22 protein-coding genes and 1 riboswitch are annotated in these 20834 nt (G+C 65.5%); of the genes, 12 read left to right on the top strand and 10 right to left on the bottom strand.

Going from position 1 to position 20834, the window contains the following annotated elements; genetic code table 11:
- The first annotated feature begins 10 nt into the window (after positions 1-10).
- The 4 genes from DW352_RS08145 (at position 11) to DW352_RS08130 (ending at position 3410) form a co-directional block, all read left to right on the top strand.
- Complete coding sequence (locus tag DW352_RS08145) at positions 11-712, top strand: phosphorylase family protein (protein WP_115690182.1); 702 nt, start codon at positions 11-13, stop codon at positions 710-712.
- Between the two features lie 330 nt (positions 713-1042).
- On the top strand, positions 1043-1465 hold the full coding sequence (locus DW352_RS08140; RefSeq protein WP_162826850.1) for a carboxymuconolactone decarboxylase family protein: 423 nt from the start codon (positions 1043-1045) through the stop codon (positions 1463-1465).
- Positions 1466-1517: 52 nt separating this feature from the next.
- The gene (locus DW352_RS08135; RefSeq protein WP_115690178.1) at positions 1518-2501 is read left to right on the top strand and encodes a Bug family tripartite tricarboxylate transporter substrate binding protein; all 984 of its coding nucleotides are present in this window, start codon (positions 1518-1520) and stop codon (positions 2499-2501) included.
- Between the two features lie 42 nt (positions 2502-2543).
- The gene (locus DW352_RS08130) at positions 2544-3410 is read left to right on the top strand and encodes an isocitrate lyase/PEP mutase family protein (RefSeq protein ID WP_115690176.1); all 867 of its coding nucleotides are present in this window, start codon (positions 2544-2546) and stop codon (positions 3408-3410) included.
- 105 nt (positions 3411-3515) lie between these two features.
- Here DW352_RS08130 and rnd read toward each other — a convergent pair whose 3' ends face one another.
- On the bottom strand, positions 3516-4664 hold the full coding sequence (rnd, locus tag DW352_RS08125; protein ID WP_115694301.1) for a ribonuclease D: 1149 nt from the start codon (positions 4662-4664) through the stop codon (positions 3516-3518).
- A 47-nt stretch (positions 4665-4711) separates the two neighbouring features.
- Positions 4712-6376, bottom strand: a complete 1665-nt coding sequence (locus tag DW352_RS08120) for a thiamine pyrophosphate-dependent enzyme (RefSeq protein WP_115690174.1) — start codon at positions 6374-6376, stop codon at positions 4712-4714.
- A gap of 163 nt (positions 6377-6539) precedes the next feature.
- Between DW352_RS08120 and aspS the strand changes: the two genes are divergently transcribed.
- Positions 6540-8336, top strand: a complete 1797-nt coding sequence (gene aspS, locus DW352_RS08115) for an aspartate--tRNA ligase (RefSeq protein WP_115690172.1) — start codon at positions 6540-6542, stop codon at positions 8334-8336.
- A gap of 13 nt (positions 8337-8349) precedes the next feature.
- On the opposite strand, the gene DW352_RS08110 is transcribed toward aspS, so the two are convergent.
- Positions 8350-10107 (bottom strand): FUSC family protein, encoded by a 1758-nt coding sequence (locus DW352_RS08110; RefSeq protein WP_162826849.1) that lies wholly within the window; start codon positions 10105-10107, stop codon positions 8350-8352.
- A 239-nt stretch (positions 10108-10346) separates the two neighbouring features.
- A riboswitch (SAM-I-IV-variant riboswitch) is annotated at positions 10347-10453 on the top strand.
- Between the two features lie 58 nt (positions 10454-10511).
- On the opposite strand from DW352_RS08110, the gene metA reads away from it, so the two are divergent.
- Positions 10512-11468: a homoserine O-acetyltransferase MetA gene (metA, locus tag DW352_RS08105; RefSeq protein WP_115690168.1), complete on the top strand. Its 957-nt coding sequence runs from the start codon at positions 10512-10514 to the stop codon at positions 11466-11468.
- Between the two features lie 407 nt (positions 11469-11875).
- Here the strand turns inward: metA and DW352_RS08100 are convergent, their stop codons facing one another.
- Positions 11876-12799 carry a pirin family protein gene (locus DW352_RS08100; protein WP_115690166.1) on the bottom strand — a complete coding sequence of 308 codons (924 nt, stop codon included), beginning with the start codon at positions 12797-12799 and terminating at the stop codon, positions 11876-11878.
- 311 nt (positions 12800-13110) lie between these two features.
- Here DW352_RS08100 and speD point away from each other — a divergent pair, with 311 nt between their 5' ends.
- Together speD and speE are read left to right on the top strand one after the other, a co-directional pair.
- Positions 13111-13584 carry an adenosylmethionine decarboxylase gene (speD, locus tag DW352_RS08095; RefSeq protein WP_115690164.1) on the top strand — a complete coding sequence of 158 codons (474 nt, stop codon included), beginning with the start codon at positions 13111-13113 and terminating at the stop codon, positions 13582-13584.
- Between the two features lie 76 nt (positions 13585-13660).
- Positions 13661-14578, top strand: a complete 918-nt coding sequence (speE, locus tag DW352_RS08090) for a polyamine aminopropyltransferase (protein WP_342634898.1) — start codon at positions 13661-13663, stop codon at positions 14576-14578.
- Between the two features lie 40 nt (positions 14579-14618).
- On the opposite strand, the gene DW352_RS27300 is transcribed toward speE, so the two are convergent.
- Positions 14619-15017, bottom strand: coding sequence for a hypothetical protein (locus DW352_RS27300; RefSeq protein ID WP_245434523.1), 399 nt, complete (start codon positions 15015-15017; stop codon positions 14619-14621).
- Between DW352_RS27300 and DW352_RS08085 the strand changes: the two genes are divergently transcribed.
- Positions 15006-16352, top strand: a complete 1347-nt coding sequence (locus tag DW352_RS08085; protein WP_425374638.1) for an EAL domain-containing protein — start codon at positions 15006-15008, stop codon at positions 16350-16352. The two genes, DW352_RS27300 and DW352_RS08085, sit on opposite strands and share 12 nt — an antisense overlap.
- 82 nt (positions 16353-16434) lie before the next feature.
- Positions 16435-16743 carry a glycine zipper domain-containing protein gene (locus tag DW352_RS08080; protein ID WP_115690160.1) on the top strand — a complete coding sequence of 103 codons (309 nt, stop codon included), beginning with the start codon at positions 16435-16437 and terminating at the stop codon, positions 16741-16743.
- Positions 16744-16983: 240 nt separating this feature from the next.
- On the opposite strand, the gene DW352_RS08075 is transcribed toward DW352_RS08080, so the two are convergent.
- The 4 genes from DW352_RS08075 to DW352_RS08060 form a co-directional block, all read right to left on the bottom strand.
- Positions 16984-17544, bottom strand: coding sequence for a glutathione peroxidase (locus tag DW352_RS08075; RefSeq protein WP_115690158.1), 561 nt, complete (start codon positions 17542-17544; stop codon positions 16984-16986).
- Positions 17545-17626: 82 nt separating this feature from the next.
- A complete protein-coding gene (locus DW352_RS08070; protein ID WP_245434361.1) occupies positions 17627-17920 on the bottom strand; it encodes a hypothetical protein in 294 nt (97 codons plus the stop codon).
- A gap of 207 nt (positions 17921-18127) precedes the next feature.
- The gene (locus DW352_RS08065; protein WP_115690156.1) at positions 18128-18325 is read right to left on the bottom strand and encodes a hypothetical protein; all 198 of its coding nucleotides are present in this window, start codon (positions 18323-18325) and stop codon (positions 18128-18130) included.
- A gap of 180 nt (positions 18326-18505) precedes the next feature.
- Complete coding sequence (locus DW352_RS08060) at positions 18506-18739, bottom strand: hypothetical protein (protein ID WP_115690154.1); 234 nt, start codon at positions 18737-18739, stop codon at positions 18506-18508.
- A gap of 206 nt (positions 18740-18945) precedes the next feature.
- Here DW352_RS08060 and msrB point away from each other — a divergent pair, with 206 nt between their 5' ends.
- Both msrB and clpS read left to right on the top strand, forming a co-directional pair.
- Positions 18946-19353 (top strand): peptide-methionine (R)-S-oxide reductase MsrB, encoded by a 408-nt coding sequence (gene msrB / locus DW352_RS08055; protein ID WP_115694299.1) that lies wholly within the window; start codon positions 18946-18948, stop codon positions 19351-19353.
- Positions 19354-19438: 85 nt separating this feature from the next.
- Positions 19439-19747 carry an ATP-dependent Clp protease adapter ClpS gene (clpS, locus tag DW352_RS08050; protein WP_115690152.1) on the top strand — a complete coding sequence of 103 codons (309 nt, stop codon included), beginning with the start codon at positions 19439-19441 and terminating at the stop codon, positions 19745-19747.
- Between the two features lie 487 nt (positions 19748-20234).
- Here the strand turns inward: clpS and DW352_RS08040 are convergent, their stop codons facing one another.
- Positions 20235-20828: a thermonuclease family protein gene (locus DW352_RS08040; RefSeq protein ID WP_115690148.1), complete on the bottom strand. Its 594-nt coding sequence runs from the start codon at positions 20826-20828 to the stop codon at positions 20235-20237.
- Positions 20829-20834 lie beyond the last annotated feature (6 nt).

Raw genomic sequence — 20834 nt, 5'->3', positions numbered from 1 at the left:
GGCTGCATAAATGTCGGAATTCGGGGGCGTTGTTGCGGTTACATGTATTGCGCTCGAGGCACGCATCGCGCGCAGTGCGGGGGTAACCGTACTTAGAAAACCATCGTCACAGCTCGGTCCGGCGCTCGAGGCGGCGATCGCCAATGGCGCCACGGGGGTGATCAGCTTTGGTATTGCCGGAGGCCTGAAACCGGGCCTGCGCGCGGGTACGTGCGTCGTGGCGTCAGGTGTGCGCACGGCGGATCGCGTCATCGCCACCGACGCGGCATGGTCGCGGCGCCTGATGGCGGCGATCCCGGACGCGCTGCACGGCGAGGTCTTCGGCTCGGATATCATGCTGTCTCATCCTGTACAAAAGCAGGAGATCCATGCGTCGAGCGGCGCGCTGGCCGTCGACATGGAATCGCACGTCGCGGCGCAGGTCGCCGCCGCGCGCCGCGTGCCTTTCGTCGCCTGCCGAATCATCATCGACGCGGCGCACCGGACGCTGCCGCCGGCCTCTGCCGTCGGTCTGCGGGAGGATGGCACGACCGACATTCTCGCCGTGCTCGGCTCGGTGATGCGCGAGCCGGGGCAGATCCCCGATCTCATCCGTACCGCGCGTGACGCCCGCGTTGCCTGGCGGGCGCTGTGGTCGGCGCGCCACCGGCTGGGGGCAGGGCTCGGCTTTGCCGAGTACGAGGAGCCGGCGCTCAGTCTCGCCGTCGCCTGACGCCGCCGCGAGCTTCGCTGGCTGGAGCGGCGCACTCCGCGCCCTCCGGGACATCGTCTGCCGTACCAGCCGACACGCCTGAGTGCGCTTGCTTCACGCCGTGCAGCGCCGGCGTTCGCCCCATTCTCTGTCTCAATACGATGGACACACCCACGTCGGCGCTGACGCGCCATGCGTGGCGGCACTGCCGGCTATTCGGAGCGGCTGTTTGACCGGCCCATCCAAGTCTGCCAGAAGAAAATCGATGAAAATATAAAAATCGGTTTTTAGGGAGACAGGCCGAAGGCGCCTGATCAATAGCGAACACCACCTCGCTTCCGGACGGGCCACGTGGCCGGCCGCCCGACATCTTCATCCAACAACGAGCACGACATGACAGAGCGCCAGCGCACGCTTGCGGAATTTGAACAGCGTTATCAGGACATGATCGGGGTGACGCCCCCCAAGATCGCCAAACGTCTCAAGCTCAGCATGAGCGTCGATCCCGAACTGCTGGCCGCGCTCGAAGACTGGCGCCAGGCCGCGCTCACGCCCGACGCGCTCGACCAGAAAACCGTGCAGCTGATCTGCTTCGCCATCCTGCTGGCGCAGACTTCCGAAGCGGCCGCCAACCATGCGCGCGCGGCGGTCAAGGTCGGTGCGACACGCGAGGAGTTGCATGCGGCGGCAGGGTTAGCGGCGCTCTTCCGGGGCCTCGCGGCTTTCAACATGGCGGGCGAGATCATCGCCAACTTGTTTCCCGATAAGGGCTGACAACGCTCCGCCACCAAGAAGAAGCAAAGAAAAAGAAATAGGGAGAAGAACAATGCTCAAGAGGATCGCCAAACTGACCGGCGCCATCGCGGTGGCGTCGGTGCTTGCCGGCACAGCGCAGGCCGAGACCTTCCCGGATCATCCGGTGCGCATCGTCGTCGGCTTCGCGGCCGGCGGCGCCAGCGACGTCGCCGCGCGCGTGATCGCGAATGCGATGTCGAGCTCGCTCGGGCAGCAGGTCGTCATCGACAACCGCCCCGGCGCCAGCACCTCGATCGCCGGCGACATCGTCGCGAAATCGCCGCCGGACGGCTACACGCTGTTCCAGGCCGGCAACGCCAACGCCGTGAACGCGATCTCGACGCCGAAGCCGCCGTTCGACGTGCTCACGGCTTTCGCGCCGGTGGGCGTCGCCATCACCTCGCCGAGCGTTCTGGTCGCGCACCCGTCGACCGGCATCAAATCGGTGAAGGATTTGATTGCGGCGGCCAAGGCCAAGCCGGGTGAGATCATGTACGGCTCGTCGGGCGTGTCGGCGGTCTCGCATCTCGCCGGCGAAGTGCTGGCCTATGAAGAGAAGATCAAGCTCACGCATGTGCCTTATAAGGGCAGCTCGCAGGCGACCACCGACCTGCTGGCCGGCCGCGTGCAGATCATGTTCGCGCCGATCTCGACGGCGTTGCCTTTCGTCAAGGACGGCAAACTGATCGCGCTGGCGACCACGTCGCCGCAACGCGACGTGGATTTGCCCGACGTGCCGACGCTGGAGGAAGCCGGCGTCAAGCGCATCGACCTGAGCATCTGGTCGGGCTTCGTCGCGCCGAAAGGCACGCCGGCCGATCGCGTCGCCAAGCTCGGTGAAGCGCTGCAGACCGCGCTTAAGAGCGACGACGTGCGCAAGCAGCTTGCCGCGCACGGCATCAAGCCGGTCATCGGCGCAGGTCCCGACGCGTTCCTCAAGCACATGAAGGACGACATCGAGAAGCTGCAACAAATCAGCGCCGCGACGGGCATGAAGCTCGGCAGCGGCGAATGATCCTTCGCGCCTCGTCGCAACAGGAATAGCAAGAGACAATCCATGCAGACACTCAAGTCGCTCATCCAAGGTGGAGAGCTTGTCGTCGCGCCCGTCGCGCTCAATCCGGTGATGGCGCGCCTCGCCGAAGACGCGGGTTTCAAGGCGGTCTATCTCAGCGGTGGCTCGCTCGGCTGGCTCAAATGCGTGACCGAGGCCAATCTCAGCATCAACGACATGGTCGACGTCGCGATCGACATCCGCGGCGCCACCAAGATTCCGATCGTGCTCGATGCCGGCGGCGGCTGGGGCGAGCCCGTGCACATGCACCGCACCATCGCCCTGTCGGAAGTCGCCGGCTTCGCGGCGATCGAGATTGAAGATCAATATCTGCCGCGGCGCGTGCAGCACCACATCGGCGAGGAAAACCTTATTCCGGCGGAGTCGATGGTCGACAAGATCAAGGAAGCGGTCGCCGCGCGCACCGATCCGAACCTGATCATCATCGGCCGAACCAATGCGCGGCGTCTGCACGGGCTCGACGAGGCGCTGCGGCGCGGCGAGATGTATCACCGGGCCGGCGCCGACATGCTGTTCATCCATTCGCGCGATCCGGAGGAACTGCGGAAGATCGCCGAGCGGCTGCCGGCGCCGCTAATGATGTTCGCGCCGCAGGATGGCTTCGCCTCGTTCGGCATCACGCCGGCCGAACTGACCAAGCTCGGCTATCGTCTCGCCGCGTCGTCGGGCACGGCCTTTGCCGCGATGTACAAGGCGGTGCGGCAGTCCTACGCGGCGCTCGCGCGCGGTGAGGTCGATCCGCTGCTCGGCAAGGGCGGGGCGGTCGCCGAGATGAAGCTGGCGCACGAAACGACCGGCCTGTCGCGCCTACTCGAGATTGAGAAGCGGACGACCCAGCGCGTGGGGTGAGGGCGTCTGCTACGCTCCGCTCGTCCCCGCGCAAGCGGGGACCCAGCGCTGGATTCCCGCTTGCGCGGGAATGAGCGGATACTGACAGCTTAATCAGGAGCTGAACTACTCGCGCTCGACGCCGATGACGCGGCCTTTCTCCACGGCGAGCGCCAGTTTGCCGTGCTTCAGCGCCAATGCCTTCTCGCCGAATAATTCGCGCCGCCAGCCTTTGAGGGAAGGCACGTCGGCCTCGTCGTCGGCGGCGATGCGGTCGAGTTCGTCGACCGTGGCGATCACCTTGGCGGCGACGCCGTGCTTCTCCGCGGTCATGCGCAGCAGCACCTTCAGGAGCTCGACGGTGGCGGCCCCGTTCGGCGCCGGCTTGAAGCGCTCGAGCCGCGGCAAGGTCTTGGGATCGCGCTCGAGACCGCGCTTGACGGCTTCGACGATGTCGGTGCCCCAGCGCGAGCGTTCGAAGCCCTTGGGCATCGAGCGCAGATGGCCGAGCTTCTCGATCGTGGTCGGATGCTGGACGGCGATGTCGCCGATCACTTCATCCTTGAGCACGCGCGAACGCGGCACGTCGCGCGTCTGCGCCTCGCGCTCGCGCCAGGCGGCGACTTCCATCAGCACGGCGAGATCCTTCGGCTTGCGCACGCGGCTCTTGAGCCGCTCCCACGCCCGTTCGGGATCGGCCCGATAGGTCTCGGGCGAGGTGAGGATGTCCATCTCGGCCTCGACCCAGCTGGTGCGCCCGCGCTTTTCCAGATCGCCGGACAGTTTCACGTAGACGTCGCGCAGGTGCGTCACGTCCGAGACGGCGTAGACCATCTGTGCGTCGGTGAGCGGACGCCGCGTCCAATCGGTGAAGCGGTTCGACTTGTCGAGCTGATCGCCGGTGATGCGCTGAACGAGTTGATCGTAGGCGATGGACTCGCCATAGCCGAGCACCATGGCCGCGACTTGCGTGTCGAAGATCGGGTGCGGGATTTTGCCCGCCATGTTCCAGACGATTTCGATGTCCTGCCGCGCCGCGTGGAAGACCTTCACCACGTTTTCGTTGGTGAGCAGATCGAAGAACGGCTTGAGGTCGATACCGGGCGCCAGGGCGTCGATGACCACGGCCTCGTCGGTGGTCGCCATCTGCGCCACGCAGAGCAGGGGGTAGTAGGTGGTCTCGCGCAGGAATTCGGTGTCGACGGTGACGAACGGATGCTGTGCCATGCGCGCGCACACGGCCGCGAGATCGTCGGATGTGGTGATCGCGTCCATCGGGGCCGAGAGCTTAGCTCCATCCAGGTCGGTGGCGACAGCCCGCTTCATCGGCCGCGCACCTTCGGCATGTGGATGAATTCCCACGGGGATGGGAAGGCGCCAACTGGAACTTCAATCAAGGTCGGTTCTCTCCGGGCAAAGGATTCGCGGAGCGCCAGGCGCAACTCGTCCGGCGAGCGCGCGCGGCGCCCGGCGGCGCCGAAGCTCTCCGCGAACTTGACGAAATCGGGATTGGCGAGATCGACGGCGATCAAGCGATTGCCGTAACTCTCCTCCTGGATGCGGCGCACATTGCCGAAATAGCCATCGGCGAAGACGACGGCCGTGAGTGGGATCTTGTGCCGCACGGCGGTGGCGAGTTCGTTGGCGGTGTACATGAAGCCGCCGTCGCCATCGATCGAGATCACCGGCACATCGAGCCGCGCATGCTGCGCGCCGAGCGCGGTGGCAAAGCCCCAGCCGAGATTGTCCTGAAAGCCGGGCGAGAGGAACGTGCGCGGCTTATAGACCGGATAAGCGAGGCGCGCGGCAAAACCGATCTGCGTCACCTCGTCGACCCAGATGCCGTCCTCCGGCAATTCCGCGCGGATCGCCTCGAGGAAGGCAATCTGCGGTGCGAGCTTGTCGAGCCGCGTGCGCATCTTGGCCTGCCGCTCCTGCATCTCGGGCAGGCGCGAGGCGCGCTTGGTGTTGTGCTTGTCGAGCTCGGCGATCAGCTGCTGCAACGTCACCGCCGCATCGCCGATGAGCGCGACCTTCGGCTTGTGCAGCCGGCCGGGCTCCTGCGGGTCCATGTCGACCTGCACGATCTGCAATTGCTTGTCGATGCCCCACTGGCGGATCGGGGTGAGCAGGCGCGTGCCGACCGCGAGCACCGCATCGGCCTCGGCCCACAGCTCGCGGCCGAGCGGCAGCGTCACGCTGAAGGGGCTGCGGCCGTCGATGACGCCGCGGCCGCGCCGGTAGGCGAGCACGGGCGCCTGGAGCAGATCGACGAGCTGGGTGACTTCGGCCGAGGCGTCCTGGGCGCCGCCGCCGACGACGATGAGGACCCGCTTGGCGCCGCCGAGCACCTTGGCGGCGGCGCGGATCTTGGCATCGTCCGCCTTGGGCGGCCGGGGGGCGGCGGGCACCGGCGCTGGCGCGACTTTGCCGCGCTTGCCCCAGACGTCGATGGCGCATTCGAGGACGGCCGGGCCGGGCCGGCCTTTGGCCATGGACTGGATCGCCTTGGCGGTCTTGGACGCGGCCTCGGCCGGGGAGGCGATGTGGGCGTAGTGGTCGACCAGCCGCTTGATCAGGCCGGCCTGGTCGCGGATCTCGTGCAGATGGCCCTCGGCCTTGCCGATAGCGTCCGCCGGGATCTGGCCGATGAGCCCCAGCACCGGGGCATTCATGCCATAGGCCGTCAGCAGGGCGGCCCCGGAGTTCAGGAGGCCGGGGCCGGGGACCACGGCGTAGGCCTGTGGTTTTCCCGTCGCCAGCGCCGCTCCCAGCGCCATATAGGCCGCCCCCTGCTCATGGCGGGTATGGACCACCGAAAGCCGGTCGGCGACGCCGTGAAAGGCGTCGAACAGGTGGTCGTTGTGCACCCCGGGCAGGGCGTAAACCGTCGAAATGCCATGGCCGAGCATGGTTTCGACGGCCGCCTGGGCGGTCGAAAGCTCGGTGGTGGCCGGTTGGGGCTTCTTTTTGGGTGTTTTGGACATATCGGCGTTGGTTGCGTGAGGACCCAATCTGCCCGCTAAAGCCTGAGTCTGTCGACCCCGGGAGCCATGCGGCCTCGCCTTGACAAAGGCCACCCCCCATGCGCTTTTCGCGCGCCTCCACCCCACCCTGACTCGTCGTCGCAACCGGCCTAAAGAGTTGACCATGCATCGTTATCGCTCACACACCTGCGGCGCGCTTCGTGAGGGCGATATCGGCAATAATGTGCGCCTTTCCGGCTGGTGCCACCGCATTCGCGACCATGGCGGCGTGCTGTTCATCGACCTGCGCGACCACTACGGCATCACCCAGGTCGTCGCCGACCCGGACTCCAAGGCGTTCAAGCTCGCCGAGACATTGCGCGCCGAGTGGGTCGTGCGCATCGACGGCAAGGTGCGCCGCCGCCCCGAGGGCACCAACAACGACGATCTGCCGACCGGTCAGGTCGAAGTCTATATCGACGAGATCGAAGTGCTTGGGCCGGCGGCCGAGCTGCCGCTGCCGGTGTTCGGCGATCAGGAATATCCGGAAGACATCCGGCTGAAATATCGCTTCCTCGATCTGCGCCGCGACCGCCTGCATCAGAACATCATGCTGCGCGGGCAGGTGATCGACTCTTTGCGCCGGCGCATGAAGGAAGGCGGCTTCTTCGAATTCCAGACGCCGATCCTGACCGCGTCCTCGCCGGAAGGCGCGCGCGACTTCCTGGTGCCGTCGCGTCTGCATCCGGGCAAGTTCTACGCGCTGCCGCAGGCGCCGCAGCAGTTCAAGCAGCTGCTGATGATCGCGGGCTTCGACCGCTACTTCCAGATCGCGCCGTGCTTCCGCGACGAAGATGCGCGCGCCGATCGTTCGCCCGGCGAGTTCTACCAGCTCGATTTGGAAATGAGCTTCGTCACGCAGCAGGACGTGTTCGACGCGGTCGAGCCGGTGATCCGCGGCGTGTTCGAGGAGTTCGGCAAGGGCCGGCCGGTCACGCAGCGATTCCCGCTGATTCCGTATGCCGAGGCGTTGTCCAAGTACGGCTCCGACAAGCCCGACCTGCGTAACCCGGTCATCATGCAGGACGTGAGCGACGCGTTCCGCGGCTCCGGCTTCAAGATCTTCGCCAACATCCTGGCCAACGATGCCAAGGCCGCGGTATGGGCGATCCCGGCGCCGGGCGGCGGCAACCGCGCTTTCTGCGACCGCATGAATTCGTGGGCGCAGGGCGAAGGCCAGCCGGGCCTCGGCTACATCTTCTGGCGCGAAGGCGAGGAGGGCGGCGCGGGTCCGCTCGCCAAGAACATCGGTCCCGAGCGCACCAAGCAGATCGCCGACCAACTCGGCTTGAAGGTCGGCGACGCGGTGTTCTTCGTCGCCGGTCAGCCGGGCAAGTTCGTCAAGTTCGCCGGCGCGGCGCGCACGCGCGTCGGTGAGGAGCTCAACCTCATCGACAAGGAGAAGTTCGAGCTCTGCTGGATCGTCGACTTCCCCATGTACGAATGGAGCGAGGAAGAGAAGAAGATCGACTTCTCGCACAACCCGTTCTCGATGCCGAACATCGGCGTCGAGGAATTCCTCGCGCTCGATCCGAACGACCACGACAAGCTGCTCGCGCTCAAGGCGATCCAGTACGACATCGTCTGCAACGGCATCGAGCTGTCGTCGGGCGCCATCCGGAACCATCGCCCCGAGGTGATGAAGAAGGCCTTCGCCATCGCCGGCTACGGCGAGGACGTGCTGGAAGCGAAGTTCGGCGGCATGTTGCGCGCGCTCACCTACGGGGCGCCGCCGCACGGTGGCATCGCGCCGGGTGTCGACCGCATCGTCATGCTGCTCGCCGGCGAAGAGAACCTGCGCGAAGTGGTCGTCTTCCCGATGAACCAGCGCGCCGAGGACCTGCTGATGGGCGCGCCGTCGGAAGTGACGGTGAAGCAGCTGCGCGAACTGCACATCAGCCTGAACCTGCCGAAGAAGTAGCGGCGCGTCCGCTCTACGGTTCGCGACGCGGATCGTCGCGGACCACGAGCGACTGGTAGAGGCGCTCGAGGTCCGGCGCGAGCAGTTCGGGCACAGCCGGCAGCGAGCGCGGCTTGGCGCCGGCGCGCATGGCGCGCGATATCGTCACCAGCGCTTGCCTGAGCTTTGCCACGCCGTCATTCGCGGCGAGCGCGGTCGCGACCGCCTGCGTCTGCGCCGGCCCGGCCTCTTCGAGCGACCAGCAGGTGGCGAGGACGTGATAGGCGAGCCGCTGCGTCGCGACCACGGTGGGCCACATGCTCTCGGCGAACTTGCGATCGCGCGCCGTCGCGCCGACGCCGGCCTCGTAAGCGCCGAGGACCGCGGTCGTGCGCATCTGCAACGTCCGGCGCGCCTGCCGCATCGCCGGACTTTTGACGTCGCCCTTGGCGAGAAACTCGACCACCGCGGCGATGGCCGCCAGCGTCTCGACGATCCGCAGCGGCAAAGGCACCGCCAACGCACGCGGTGCGGTCACGAGATGCACCGCAAAGGCGATGAGGCAGCCGACGATCGTATCGCTGCCGCGCTCCCACAGCAGATGCGCGACGTTGCTCTCAACTTGTCCGCCGCTTGCGATCACCAGCGCAGCGGCCGTGATGAAGATCACCGCCACCGCATAATTCCGCACCACGATCATCTCGATCAGGAACTGCAGCACCGCCAAAGTGGCGGCGAGCCAGAGGCCGGTCGGCCCCGCGGCCAGCACGAGCCCGGCCAGCACGAGACCGATCAAGGTGCCGACCATGCGTTCGACGCCCCGCTGCAACGTTCGCGTCCAGTCGAGGCCCTGATGCAGTACCAGCGCGGCGGCGGCCATGCTCCAATAAGCACGCTCCTGGCCGAAGGCGATGCCAACGAGACCGGCGAGGGCGGCCGCCACGCCGACGCGGAAGGCGGCGAGCAGCGCGGGCGATCCCCATCGCAGGCTTTCGCGCAGTGAGTCACGGATACCGAGATGGCCGCGTGGGAATACGTCGGTATCTTCTGGCTCGGGCGGCGGGACGCTGCCCGGTGACGTCACTTCGGTGCCGAGAGCCTTCGCGCGCGCCGCGATGCTCTCGAGCTCTCCGCCCGAACGGCTGGCGTTGATGCCGTCGACGAACAACAGATGCAGTTGGCGGTTGATGCTGCGCAGCCGCGCGAGTTCTTGGTCGCGCGCGGCACGCAGCGGCTGCAGGCCGATCAACGCCGTCCAGGCGTTTTGCAGTGCGAGCGCCGCGACGTGTCGCGCTTCGTCTTCGTTCGGCTTGCCGATCGCCGCGGCGAACCGGGCAACAGCGGCGGCCGCCGCCGTCACCGTCATGCGCTCCGGTCCATGCGGCGCAAGCAGTGCGCCGGACATCTGCACGCACCAGGAGAAGGCGCCGCCGGCGAGAACGAAGACGCCCACCATCCACACGCTCAAATGCCCCGTCGGCACCGCCGTGCCGGCGGCGCAGGCGAGCGCGAACATGTAAGCGCCCGGCGGCCCGGTGCGTAGGGCGTTGCAGAGAAACGTGGCGGCGACGGCGACGAAGAGCACGACCGAGAGCGCGAGGATGTGGAATTCCTGCGTCAGCAGGCCGAGCGTGATCGCGCCCGCGAACGAGAGAGCGATCACCGCCAGCACGATCGCTCTGTTCGCGTAAGGCCGGTCGGTGGCGTAGAGCGCGGTGAAGGCGCCGATCGTTCCCAGCAGACCCGCGGCCACGTCGCCGGCGAGCCAGCCGATGACGACGGGAGTGGTCATGGACACCGCGGCCCGCATCGCCACCGGCCATCGCCGGCCGGCCGGCCGCAAGTGGAACAGAGAGCGCCAGCGGAACAAAGGGGCGCGCGGCGGCGTGGGATGAGTGGGCATGGAAAACAGGGCCGTCCTTGGGCTTTGGCGCGACTAGCACCGCCATAAGCACGGTGTCCAGGGCGCGGCGGGCAGGCGAGGCCCTCCTGTCACCGTCTTGCCAAGATGCGCACAACGGCTTAGGTAAAGACCTGCATCAAGAGTTGGGCATCGCCCGACGCCAACCTGCTTCCCGAGCAAGGTGGCGCTCCCCCGAGGGGAGGATGTGGCCGAACCGGCAACCAAACGGGCTCAGTCACATCCAGGTCGTATCCCGCGCTTGGCGCGCCGAACGTGTACGACTGAGGGTGTCCATGCCGATCAAGATCCCAGACAATCTGCCGGCCCGCTCCGTATTGGAGACGGAAGGCGTCATGGTGATGGCCGAGGCCGAGGCGGTGCGCCAGGACATCCGGCCGATGCGGATCGCGCTGCTCAATCTGATGCCGAACAAGATCAAGACCGAGACGCAGTTCGCGCGCCTGCTCGGCGCTTCGCCGCTGCAGGTCGAACTGACGCTGGTGAAGATCACCAATCACGTGTCGCGCCACACGCCGACCGACCACATCATCTCATTCTATCGCGACTGGGAAGATGTGCGCGGCGACAAGTTCGACGGCTTCATCATCACCGGCGCGCCGGTCGAGACCATGCCGTTCGAGGAGGTGAGCTATTGGGACGAGCTGCGCCGCATCTTCGATTGGACCCAGACCAATGTGCACGGCACCTTCAACATCTGTTGGGCCGCGCAGGCGGCCGTGCATCACTTCCATGGCATGCCGAAATACGCGCTGGCGCAGAAGCGCTTCGGCGTCTACCGGCACAGCAATCTCTATCCGGCCTCGCCGTATCTGCGCGGCTTCTCCGACGACTTCTCGATCCCGGTGTCACGCTGGACGGAAGTGCGGCGCGCGGACATTCCGGCGGGCCGAGGTTTGCGCGTGCTGATGGACTCCGACGAAGCGGGCCTGTGTCTGCTCGACGATCCGCGTCATCGCCACCTGCACATGTTCAACCACATCGAATACGACACGGAGTCGCTGGCCGACGAGTATTTCCGCGATGTCGCGGCGAACAAGCCGATCGCGCTGCCGGTGAACTACTTTCCGAACGACGACGCGCAGCAGAAGCCGCTCAACCACTGGCGCAGCCACGCGCATCTGTTGTTCGGCAACTGGATCAACCAGATCTACCAGACGACGCCGTATGACTTGCGCGATATCGGCGTTGCGTCGGCGGATGCGGGCGTTTCGGCGATCGCGGCGGAATAGCCTTTTGTCGTCCCCGCGCAGACATCGGGTTTACCGATGTCTGCCACTATAGTGCGCAAGTCGGCTATAGAGCGACTTGCGCAGGCGGGGACTATGCTGCCGGGTCATTCCCCGCGAAAGCGGGGAATCCAGTACGTCACAGCAGATCGCCAGGGCGGGGGTTACTGGATTCCGGGTCTCGCTTCGCTCGCCCGGAATGACGGCGTTATTGCACTCTGGCGACCGTCATTTGGATTGCCGGCCATCTTAGTTGTCATTCCGGGCGAGCGAGCGCAGCAAGCGAGACCCGGAATCCAGTATGCCGTGCCGTCTCGATAGACTGCGGCACACCGTTAGTCCCGTCACCCTGAGGTGGCCGCGCTTCGCGCTCGCATCTCAGGGTGACGGGTCTGATGCTGTACGCGGGCTCACTTTTCCGGCAGCGGGATGAACTCGATCTCGTCGCCCGGCACCTTGTCGAAGTGTCCGGCCTTCCAATCGGCCTTCGCCTGTTCGATCCGGTCCTTGCGCGACGACACGAAATTCCACCAGATGTGGCGCGGTCCATCCATCGTCGCGCCCCCGAGGATGACGAACTGCGCGTCGGTGACCGCCTTCACCGTGATCTTGTCGCCCGGCTTGAACACCAACAGCCGTCCCGGCTCGAACGTGTCGCCGGCGATATCGATCGTGCCGTCGACGAGATAGAGCGCACGCTCCTCGTGATCGGCGTCGATCGGCAGACTCGCGCCCGGCCGCATGGCGATGTTTGCGAACATCGTCTCATGCGTCGTCTTCACCGGCGACGTCTTGCCGTAGAGCGAGCCGATGACGACGCGGCCGAACATGTCGTCGTCGCGCACCATCGGGAATTCGTCGACCTCGTGATGCGCGAAAGCCGGCGCCATCTCCTCGTGCGCCGCGGGCAGGGCGACCCACATCTGCAAACCATGGATCGGGCTGCCGGTCGTGCGCAATTCGGAACGCGTGCGTTCGGAATGCACGATGCCGCGGCCGGCGGTCATCAGGTTGATCTCGCCGGGCCGGATCGGCACCTCGGTGCCGAGTGAATCGCGGTGCATGATCTCGCCGTCGAACAGATAGCTGACGGTGGCCAAGCCGATGTGCGGATGCGGCCGCACGTCGAGGCCCTGGCCGACGCGGAATTCAGCCGGACCGAAATGATCGAAGAAGATGAAAGGCCCGACCATGCGCGTCTTCACCGACGGCAGCGCACGCCGCACATAGAATTCGTCGCCGAGATCGGCGCTGCGCGGCACGATCACGTGCGCGATGGCATCGCATTGAAAGGCGTTGCCGGCTTCTGGGTCCTGACCCGGAAAGAAACTCATGCGTGTGCTCCTGCATGCGCCGAGCGGCGCGATTCCGGCGGACCTTAGCGCGCATTGTACGTCCTGCCGAGTCAAGGCCACGCGAGGTGCGGCCCAGTGACACGATATGGTCATATTCACGCGTGCAACGACATTTGCGTTGCGCGACACGAAGCCGCCGGGGAAAGTTTTTCTTGATCCCCTGGGACGCAGCCCTTATGTGGGGACTTGCTGCTTGATACCGCGACCACGGTTCGCTGATAGCGGCATAATCACCTCCGCGAGCCGGCACGCCGGTCTCTCGGGTTCGATCTCTGGTTGGGGAGAGCGGCATGTCGCACAACGCCCTCTTTCGATCGGGGAAGGGCTTGGGGACTCCAGGTACCACCCGTGAAAAAGAAAAAACGAACGCGGCCTCGCTCGAGGCGCGCGATGATCATTTCGTGGTGAAGAACGGCGTGCGCTGCGCCGGCGCGCACCTTATTGTCGATCTCTATCAGGCTGAGCGGCTCGACGACATCGCGCATATCGAAGAGACGTTGCGCGCCTGTGTGGATGCTGCCGGCGCGACGCTGCTGCATATCCACTTGCATCACTTCGAGCCGAACGGCGGCGTTTCCGGTGTGGCGGTGCTGGCCGAGAGTCACATCTCGATCCACTCCTGGCCCGAGCATGGCTACGCCGCGCTCGATATCTTCATGTGCGGCGACGCCGTGCCGGATGCGTGCGTGCCGGTGCTGCGCGCGGCGTTCGCGCCGAAGAACATCGCCGTCAGCGAGTTGTTGCGCGGGCAGGGCGCGACCTGAGGTCATTGCGGACGTCGCGCACGGCGACGATCGGAATCCGGACGTGTAAACTCGAACGGCGTACGTGGAGTCCGGGGTGGCATTCCCGGCATTCGCGGCGCTCATCCGGGCGACGGGGCGGCACACCATGGTCAAGAAGCGCTGGATATCCGAAACGCTGTTCGACGAGCTCGGCTTTCGCATGAGCTACGAGGTCGAGTGCGTGCTGTACGAGCAGAAGACCGCCCATCAGGATCTCGTGCTGTTCAAGCACAAGTTCTTCGGCAAGATGCTGATGCTCGACGGCGCGATGCAGATCACCAGCCGCGACGAATACGTCTATCAGGAGATGATGAGCCACGTGCCGCTGTTCGCGCATGGCGCGGCGAAGGACGTGCTCATCGTCGGCGGCGGCGACTGCGGCATCGCCGAGGAAGTGCTCAAGCACAAGACCGTCAAGCGCCTGACCCAGGTCGAGATCGACGCCTCGGTCGTCGCATTCGCCAAGGAGCATTATCCCGAGTTCACCAGGCCGGTGTTCGCCGACAAGCGCTTCGAGAGCGTCATCGACGACGGTGCCAAGTTCGTTGCGGAAACCGAGCGCCGCTTCGACGTCATCATCGTCGACTCCACCGACCCGCAAGGCCCCGGCGCGGTGCTGTTCACGAAGAAGTTCTACGCCGGCTGCAAGCGTTGCCTCAAAAAAGGCGGCGTGCTGGTGACGCAGAACGGCGTGCCGTTCCTGCAGGCGGCCGAGCTCAAGAAGAGCCTCCGGCATTTCCGCGCCCTGTTCAAAGACGGCACCTGCTACACGGCGGCGGTGCCGACCTATGTCGGCGGGCTTATGGCGATGGGCTTTGCCAGCGACGACAAGACACTGCGGCGCCAGCCCGAGAAGATCGTCGCCGCCCGTTATGCCAAGGCCGGCCGCTTCAAGACGCGCTACTGGACGCCTGCGGTGCAGATCGGCGCTTTTGCGTTGCCGCAGTTTATCGCCGATCTCGTGGCCTCTTGACCGATCGTCCGACATTGCGGCCGGCGACATTAGCAATTTGCTAACCATCCCAGCGTTCGAAGTTCCCTCGCGAGAGGTAAACGCATACGGCGGGGCCTTGAATTAATTGAGCCTTTACAGCGGCGTGGCTCACTACTCCGGCACCGGGAGGGGGCGACGGCTCTAAAGCCGGATGGTGAAGTTGAAGCGCATGTTTGCGCGCCGGACTGTAGCTGCGATCGTTGTCGGTGTTTTGCTCGCGGGCGCACCATTGGTCGTTTTTGACCTTTGGATCGAGGCGATCATCGACCGTCAGGTCCAGAATGAGCTGAGCGGGTCGGCCAAGCGCGCGATCGGGCTCGCGGAGGTTCGCGTGGCTCAAGCGATTACGGCGCTTGACCGCCTCGCTGCCGACGGCGTCGCTTCCTGTTCGCCGCAGCATATTCAGATGATGCGCCAAGCCGTCTTCGCGACCATGCCGGTCAAGGAGATGGAGATCCTTTCGCCGACCGGGCAGACGCTCTGTACGCATCTCGATCTGCCGCTCGGCAAGAGCGAGATATTGTCGAGCGAACCGCTGCCGGCGAATGGCGGATACCTGCTCGAGATCGTGCGCCTCGACAACGGCGGGCGCATGGTGCGGCTGCGCCGTCCTATCGGCGGCGATGGCTCCAGCATCGCCGCGTTGCTGCCGGTTGCGCAGCTGATGCCGCAGGTGAGCCATCAGGGCACTCAATTCGAAGCCTATGGCGAGGTCAGAACCGGCGGCGGCAACATCATCGGCTATGCGGGAAAGCGATTGCCGGCCGGTGTTGCAACTGAGAGCGTCCACTACAAATCCGCCCAGTTCGGTTTCAACGCCGATATCGTCGCGCCGCTCAGCGGGCTGATGACCACTGGCAGCGATTTGAAGTGGTTCGGCATTTATGTCGCGATGGCGATCGCGGTGGTTCTCGGCGCTTTCTGGCTGCTGCTGCCGCGGCGGCGCGAGAACGATCCGGTCTCCGATCTCAAGCGCGCGCTCGCGGCGGGAGAGCTCGTTCCGTACTATCAGCCGATCGTGGACATTCGCTCGGGGCAATTGCGCGGCGCCGAGGTCCTGGTCCGCTGGCGCAAGCCGGACGGCTCGCTGGTCTTCCCAGGCTCCTTTATCCCACTGGCGGAATCGAGCGGCCTCATCCGCGATATGACGCGCGATCTGATGCGCCGCGTTTGCGCCGAGGCGGGAGCCTCGCTCGGCTTGCGGCCGGGGTTGAAGATCTCGTTCAACTTCGCCGGCAAGCTCTTCAGCGACGAGACCATCGTCAAGGACGTGCGCAACATCTTCGCCAATTCGCCGATCAAGCTGTCGCAGGTCGTGCTCGAGGTCACCGAGCGGGACCCGATCGAGAACTTCACCGAGACGCGCCAGATCATCGCGGCGTTACAGGGGCTCGGCGTGCGCATCGCCATCGACGACGTCGGCACCGGCCATAGCGGCCTCTCGTACATGCTCAAGCTCGGCGTCGACATCATCAAGATCGACAAGATGTTCGTCGATGCCATCGGCACGGACCGCAACTCGATGACGATCGTCGAGACGCTCGTCGACCTGGCGCACAACATGCGCATGGACGTGGTGGCCGAGGGCGTCGAGAATTTCGAACAGGTGACGCTGCTGCGCGAGCTCGGCATCCGCTCGGCGCAAGGCTACGTGTTCGCGCCGCCGCTGCCGGGCAGCGCCTTCCTGCAACTCGTCGAGGCGATCGAGCCGCTCGAGACGGCGGAGGCCGCCGCCGCGAAGGAAGCGGCCTGAGCGGCCCTCCGGCGGCGCATTTGATCGCGGCGGGCAACCCCCTTAGAAGGTTCCCATCGAGAGGGTGACGGAGGATGGACCCATGAAACGGACTTTGGCGATTGCGGCCGTGCTGGCGCTGGCGGGTACGGCGTCGCTGCGGCCGGCTGCGGCGCAGGACAATACGCTCGGCGGCGCGATCATTGGCGGCGGTATCGGCGCGATCGTCGGCGGCGCTGCGACCGGCAAGGCTGGCGGCGCTGTCGCCGGCGGCATCATCGGCGCGGCCGCCGGCGCCGCCATCGGCTCCCAGATGGAGCCGCGCGGCCGTTACTACTGGTACCAGGGGCGTTGCTGGCGCAAATACCGTGACGGCAGCTATCACCGCGTGTCACGGGATTATTGCTACTGAGCTGTGCGCAGCGCTGAACGGAAAAAGGGCGGCCCTTGTGGCCGCCCTAGTTATTACGCCACGCGGGAGGAACCTCCGTTACGGGTCGGCATTCCAACGCCGCCGGCCCGCGTGACCGAATGTCGCGTTCAGTGCGACACGCGCCGGGTGATTCGTCAAGGCGCGTGCTGACAGTTGTGTGCCGACCGTTGCGTGCTGACAGTGAATGTCGGGGTGGGGTCCAAAGCGGGCCGCTTGGGCTCAGCCGGCAAGCACTTCCTGCTCGATCGCGCTGATGATGCGCGGATCGTTCGGCTCCATCGCCGAGGCATAGCCGCCGCGCAACTGACCGTCGCGTCCGACAAGATACTTGTGGAAATTCCAGCGCGGCGCTTCCAAGGGCCGCTCTTGCGCCGCCCAGCGGTAGAAGGGGTGAGCGCCCGCGCCCTTTACCGTCACCTTGGCGGTGAGCGGGAAGGTGACATGGTAGCTGTCGTGCGCGGTCTTGAGGATGTCGGCCGCGCCGCCTGGCTCCTGGTTGCCGAAGTCGTTCGACGGCACGCCGAGCACCATCAGTCCTTTGTCGCGGTAACGCGTCCAGAGCGTTTCGAGGCCCGCATATTGGGGGGTGTAGCCGCACAGCGAGGCGGTGTTCACCACCAAGATCGGCCGGCCGGCGTAGGACGAGAGCAGGATGTCGTCGCCATTGAGGCCGGGGAAGGTGAAAGCATAGGCCGAGATGCGGCTCATCTCGGTCCCTCGCGCCAGGCGCGACGTCAGGGCGAGGGCAATGGCGCCCAATACGGTGCGGCGATCAACCATGCCGCCATCATAGCCAAAGCGAACGCGACGTTCCGCGCACAACCGCGTGAACGTCGCGTCCGAGCGAACCGGCCGACGATAGCTAGCGGCTGCTGCGACGGCGGCGCGTATAAGGCGAGCGGTTCGTCGGCTTGAGCGAAATGCCTTCGCGCTGCGCCTTGCCGCGCACCGACGTTTCCGTGCGGCCGAGCTTGAGGCCGATGACGCGGGTCGGCGTGTTCTGACGCGCGAGCTGGCGCAGCGTCCGCACGTCGCCGCTGCTCCAGGTCTTGTTGTTGTTGCGCGTGTAACGGGGGTGAGCTTTGCGCGGCCCCTTGCGGCCGATGGGCGAGCCGGGACGCTGCCAGCTTGCGTTCCGTCGCGCTGTCTTTGCCATGGCTTTTCCTCCAGATGTGAAAAATTACCTGGAGACACAATGCAAAGGACGGAAGGTAAGTTCCGCGTTTGTGTCGGCTCGCTGACAGCCGGCATCAAAAGCCGGCCAGCGCTTCGTCACCGCAGCATCATTATGTGGGCGAGGGTGCGTGCGCTTGGCCGGCTCTTCATCGCTTGCTGGCGTGATCGTGGCGCGTTGACCGCCGGTTCACGCCGCCACTTCTGCTTCAAAGCATACGGTGGTTTCGAAGGCGTAGCCGCAGGCCTCGCACTTCCAAAGATGGCGAACGCGACCACCATCGAGGCTCTCCGACCATTCCGGAATGTAAATTCGATCGCCGCATTGCGCGCATTCGATCACGGGTCGCGAGCGCGCAAATCGTTCAAAATTTCGCAGCAGTTCCATCGGGGCCTCCTCCTCGGATTTTCTTGGCCCCCCTCCCGTCGTTTCGCGCCGACTGTAGCGGCATTGTCCCGACGATGAAGCAGGAGCGCTGACGTAATTTACGTCACGGCCGTGAAGCTAATGCGACGCGACGCCGCATTATGCAGCGACCGAATTTTCCTAGGAGAGGCGTGCGTTCCGTTAGCCGATCAGGTCTTCGTCGGCCAGCAATTCGCGCAACGCCCCGATCGCTTCGATCGCCGTTTCTTCGTCCCTCGCGTCGTCGAGCCGCGCTTTGATCTCGCGCAGCGTCGAGAGCCGCCGTTGATGCAGCATCTCGTCGACGAAGACGCGTGCCTCGTTCAGCGTCGTGAGCTTGCGGTTATGCGGCGTGTCCTTGACGACGATCGGGGGAGCAACGGGAAAATCGAGCATCGAAGCACCTCTGGCGGATGGCCCATGATGAGCGAAAACGGAGTGAGCGGGGCTGGCGTTCCCGCGAGCAGACTGTCGAACGGCGTTGTCCCGGCCTTGATCTTTGTCATCGGCGACCAGGTGTGGCCCGCGGTGGGCCACTTGGCCCTACGCGAACACCATCTTATATGAGGGGCAGTCTCCAGCGCCTTTTAATTGGGATGACCATGACCACAGCCACCAAGACCTTTCCCGTTACCCACACCGATGCAGAATGGCGCAGCCTGCTGACGCCCGAGCAGTATCGCATCATGCGCGGCCACGGCACCGAAATGCCCGGCAGTTGTGCGCTCAACTTCGAGAAGCGCGCGGGTACGTTCGAATGTGTGGGCTGCGGCCAGCCGCTGTTCAAGTCGCAGGTCAAGTTTGAGAGCGGCACCGGTTGGCCGAGCTTCAACGAGCCGTTGCCCGGCGCGGTCGAAAGCGATCGCGATTTCAGCCACGGCATGATCCGCGATGAAGTGCATTGCAGCCGTTGCGGCAGCCATCTCGGCCATGTCTTTCCGGATGGCCCGCCGCCGACGGGCCTGCGCTATTGCATCAATGGCGTGGCGATGAACTTCAAGCCGGCCTGACGACTGACTTGCCGGCATGCCCGATACCGCTTGCCGGAACCGGCCGCGGCGGTGAAAATGACCGCCGTCGGCAGCGGAGCCCGCGATGAGCGATCCTCGCGTCAAGACGCGTCCCAAGACCAGCACCAAACCGAAGGTGCAGCGGCCGCCGCTGTGGAAGGTCATTCTCCTGAATGACGACTACACGCCGCGCGAGTTCGTCGTGCAGGTGCTGAAGGCGGTCTTCCGCATGAACGAGAGCCAAGCCTATCGCGTGATGCTGACGGCGCATCAGAAGGGCGCGTGTGTCATCGCGGTCTATACGCGCGACGTTGCCGAGACGAAGGCAAAGGAAGCGACCGAGCTCGGCCGTGCCAACGGTTTCCCGCTGTACTTCACGACCGAGAAGGAATGACCCGGGCGGTGCGCGGATCGCGGCGCGGGGCCGCACTTAAGGGTTAGTCCGGACTGGCTGGAACTCGCGAATACAGCCATTTCTCCCGCATGAGCGAAGCCCAACCCTTGCCGACGTGTCCGCGCTGCGGAGCCCCGATGCGGCTGGCCCGCAAGGTGCCGGCGGCGTTCGGCCATCCCGAGCTGCGCAGCTTCGCATGCACCGTATGCCGCGAGGCGGTGACGGTTGAGGTGCGGCCGGGAGCCGCTGTCAGCGGCCATAGCATCCAAATTCACTAGAGTTTTCAATAAGCTGTAGGCATCGCGGGAACTTATTTTACACGCGGAGGATGCATGATCGTCGCATTGTATGTCTGCGAGCGATGTATCGATGCGAGACTGGGTCCTGCCGATCGCGCCTATTGCGGCGATCATTTACTTCGCGATCTATCCGCAGCATCTCTACGCCCTGTTCATCTGGGCGGAGCGCTACATTCACTGACCGCCGGCTATCCCGCCTGCGCGTGACGGCGGCGCCAATCTTGCGGCCGCTCGAATGCCCCCTGCCAAAGACCGCGGCCGCTCATGCGCGCTTCCTGTTCGGCCTCCGCGTAGCCATCGTCGTCGAAGCTGTAATTGACGGCGTAGCCTTCGCGCACCAGGACCTGCCCGAGATCGGCCACGGCGCCCGCCGCGCAGACCGCCAATGTGCGACCATAGCGGTCGTGACCCTTCGGCGTGCAAGTGACGGGGCCGCGTCCAATCAGTTCGGTGAGGCGCGCCGCCGCCGCCGCGCCGCAGGCCCAGTCGCGGTTGCGGCCGTCGCGGCAGGTCTGGTTGCGCTCGGGGGCGTCGATACCGACGAGGCGGATGTTGCGGTCGGCGCTGCGCAGGGAGTCGCCGTCGACCACGCGCACGTCGGTCAACGTGTTAGGCCCGGCATCCGACAGCTTGGGCGAAGGCTTGGGCTTGCCGGAAAAGGTCGCCGCGACGATGCAGACGCCGGCGAGCATCAGCAAGCCCGGCAAATACGAGCCGCGGCGCCGCGGCGGCGCCGGGCGCGGCGCAGCGCGGTAGCGATAGGAGCGCGCGGATGAATTCATGCGCGC

This window comes from Pseudolabrys taiwanensis, from assembly GCF_003367395.1.
In the GTDB taxonomy this organism is placed as follows: Bacteria; Pseudomonadota; Alphaproteobacteria; order Rhizobiales; family Xanthobacteraceae; genus Pseudolabrys; species Pseudolabrys taiwanensis.
This window is presented reverse-complemented; position numbering and strand designations above follow the sequence as displayed.

What these genes read in the sequence shown, in the direction of transcription:
- DW352_RS08145 (WP_115690182.1), top strand. Translation starts at nt 11, where the DNA reads ATGTCGGAATTCGGGGGCGTTGTTGCGGTTACATGTATTGCGCTCGAG.
- DW352_RS08135 (WP_115690178.1), top strand. Translation starts at nt 1,518, where the DNA reads ATGCTCAAGAGGATCGCCAAACTGACCGGCGCCATCGCGGTGGCGTCG.
- DW352_RS08130 (WP_115690176.1), top strand. Translation starts at nt 2,544, where the DNA reads ATGCAGACACTCAAGTCGCTCATCCAAGGTGGAGAGCTTGTCGTCGCG.
- rnd (WP_115694301.1), bottom strand. Translation starts at nt 4,664, where the DNA reads ATGGACGCGATCACCACATCCGACGATCTCGCGGCCGTGTGCGCGCGC.
- DW352_RS08120 (WP_115690174.1), bottom strand. Translation starts at nt 6,376, where the DNA reads ATGTCCAAAACACCCAAAAAGAAGCCCCAACCGGCCACCACCGAGCTT.
- aspS (WP_115690172.1), top strand. Translation starts at nt 6,540, where the DNA reads ATGCATCGTTATCGCTCACACACCTGCGGCGCGCTTCGTGAGGGCGAT.
- DW352_RS08110 (WP_162826849.1), bottom strand. Translation starts at nt 10,107, where the DNA reads ATGACCACTCCCGTCGTCATCGGCTGGCTCGCCGGCGACGTGGCCGCG.
- metA (WP_115690168.1), top strand. Translation starts at nt 10,512, where the DNA reads ATGCCGATCAAGATCCCAGACAATCTGCCGGCCCGCTCCGTATTGGAG.
- DW352_RS08100 (WP_115690166.1), bottom strand. Translation starts at nt 12,799, where the DNA reads ATGAGTTTCTTTCCGGGTCAGGACCCAGAAGCCGGCAACGCCTTTCAA.
- speD (WP_115690164.1), top strand. Translation starts at nt 13,111, where the DNA reads ATGTCGCACAACGCCCTCTTTCGATCGGGGAAGGGCTTGGGGACTCCA.
- DW352_RS08085 (WP_425374638.1), top strand. Translation starts at nt 15,006, where the DNA reads ATGATGCGCCAAGCCGTCTTCGCGACCATGCCGGTCAAGGAGATGGAG.
- DW352_RS08080 (WP_115690160.1), top strand. Translation starts at nt 16,435, where the DNA reads ATGAAACGGACTTTGGCGATTGCGGCCGTGCTGGCGCTGGCGGGTACG.
- DW352_RS08075 (WP_115690158.1), bottom strand. Translation starts at nt 17,544, where the DNA reads ATGGTTGATCGCCGCACCGTATTGGGCGCCATTGCCCTCGCCCTGACG.
- DW352_RS08070 (WP_245434361.1), bottom strand. Translation starts at nt 17,920, where the DNA reads ATGGCAAAGACAGCGCGACGGAACGCAAGCTGGCAGCGTCCCGGCTCG.
- DW352_RS08065 (WP_115690156.1), bottom strand. Translation starts at nt 18,325, where the DNA reads ATGGAACTGCTGCGAAATTTTGAACGATTTGCGCGCTCGCGACCCGTG.
- DW352_RS08060 (WP_115690154.1), bottom strand. Translation starts at nt 18,739, where the DNA reads ATGCTCGATTTTCCCGTTGCTCCCCCGATCGTCGTCAAGGACACGCCG.
- msrB (WP_115694299.1), top strand. Translation starts at nt 18,946, where the DNA reads ATGACCACAGCCACCAAGACCTTTCCCGTTACCCACACCGATGCAGAA.
- clpS (WP_115690152.1), top strand. Translation starts at nt 19,439, where the DNA reads ATGAGCGATCCTCGCGTCAAGACGCGTCCCAAGACCAGCACCAAACCG.
- DW352_RS08040 (WP_115690148.1), bottom strand. Translation starts at nt 20,828, where the DNA reads ATGAATTCATCCGCGCGCTCCTATCGCTACCGCGCTGCGCCGCGCCCG.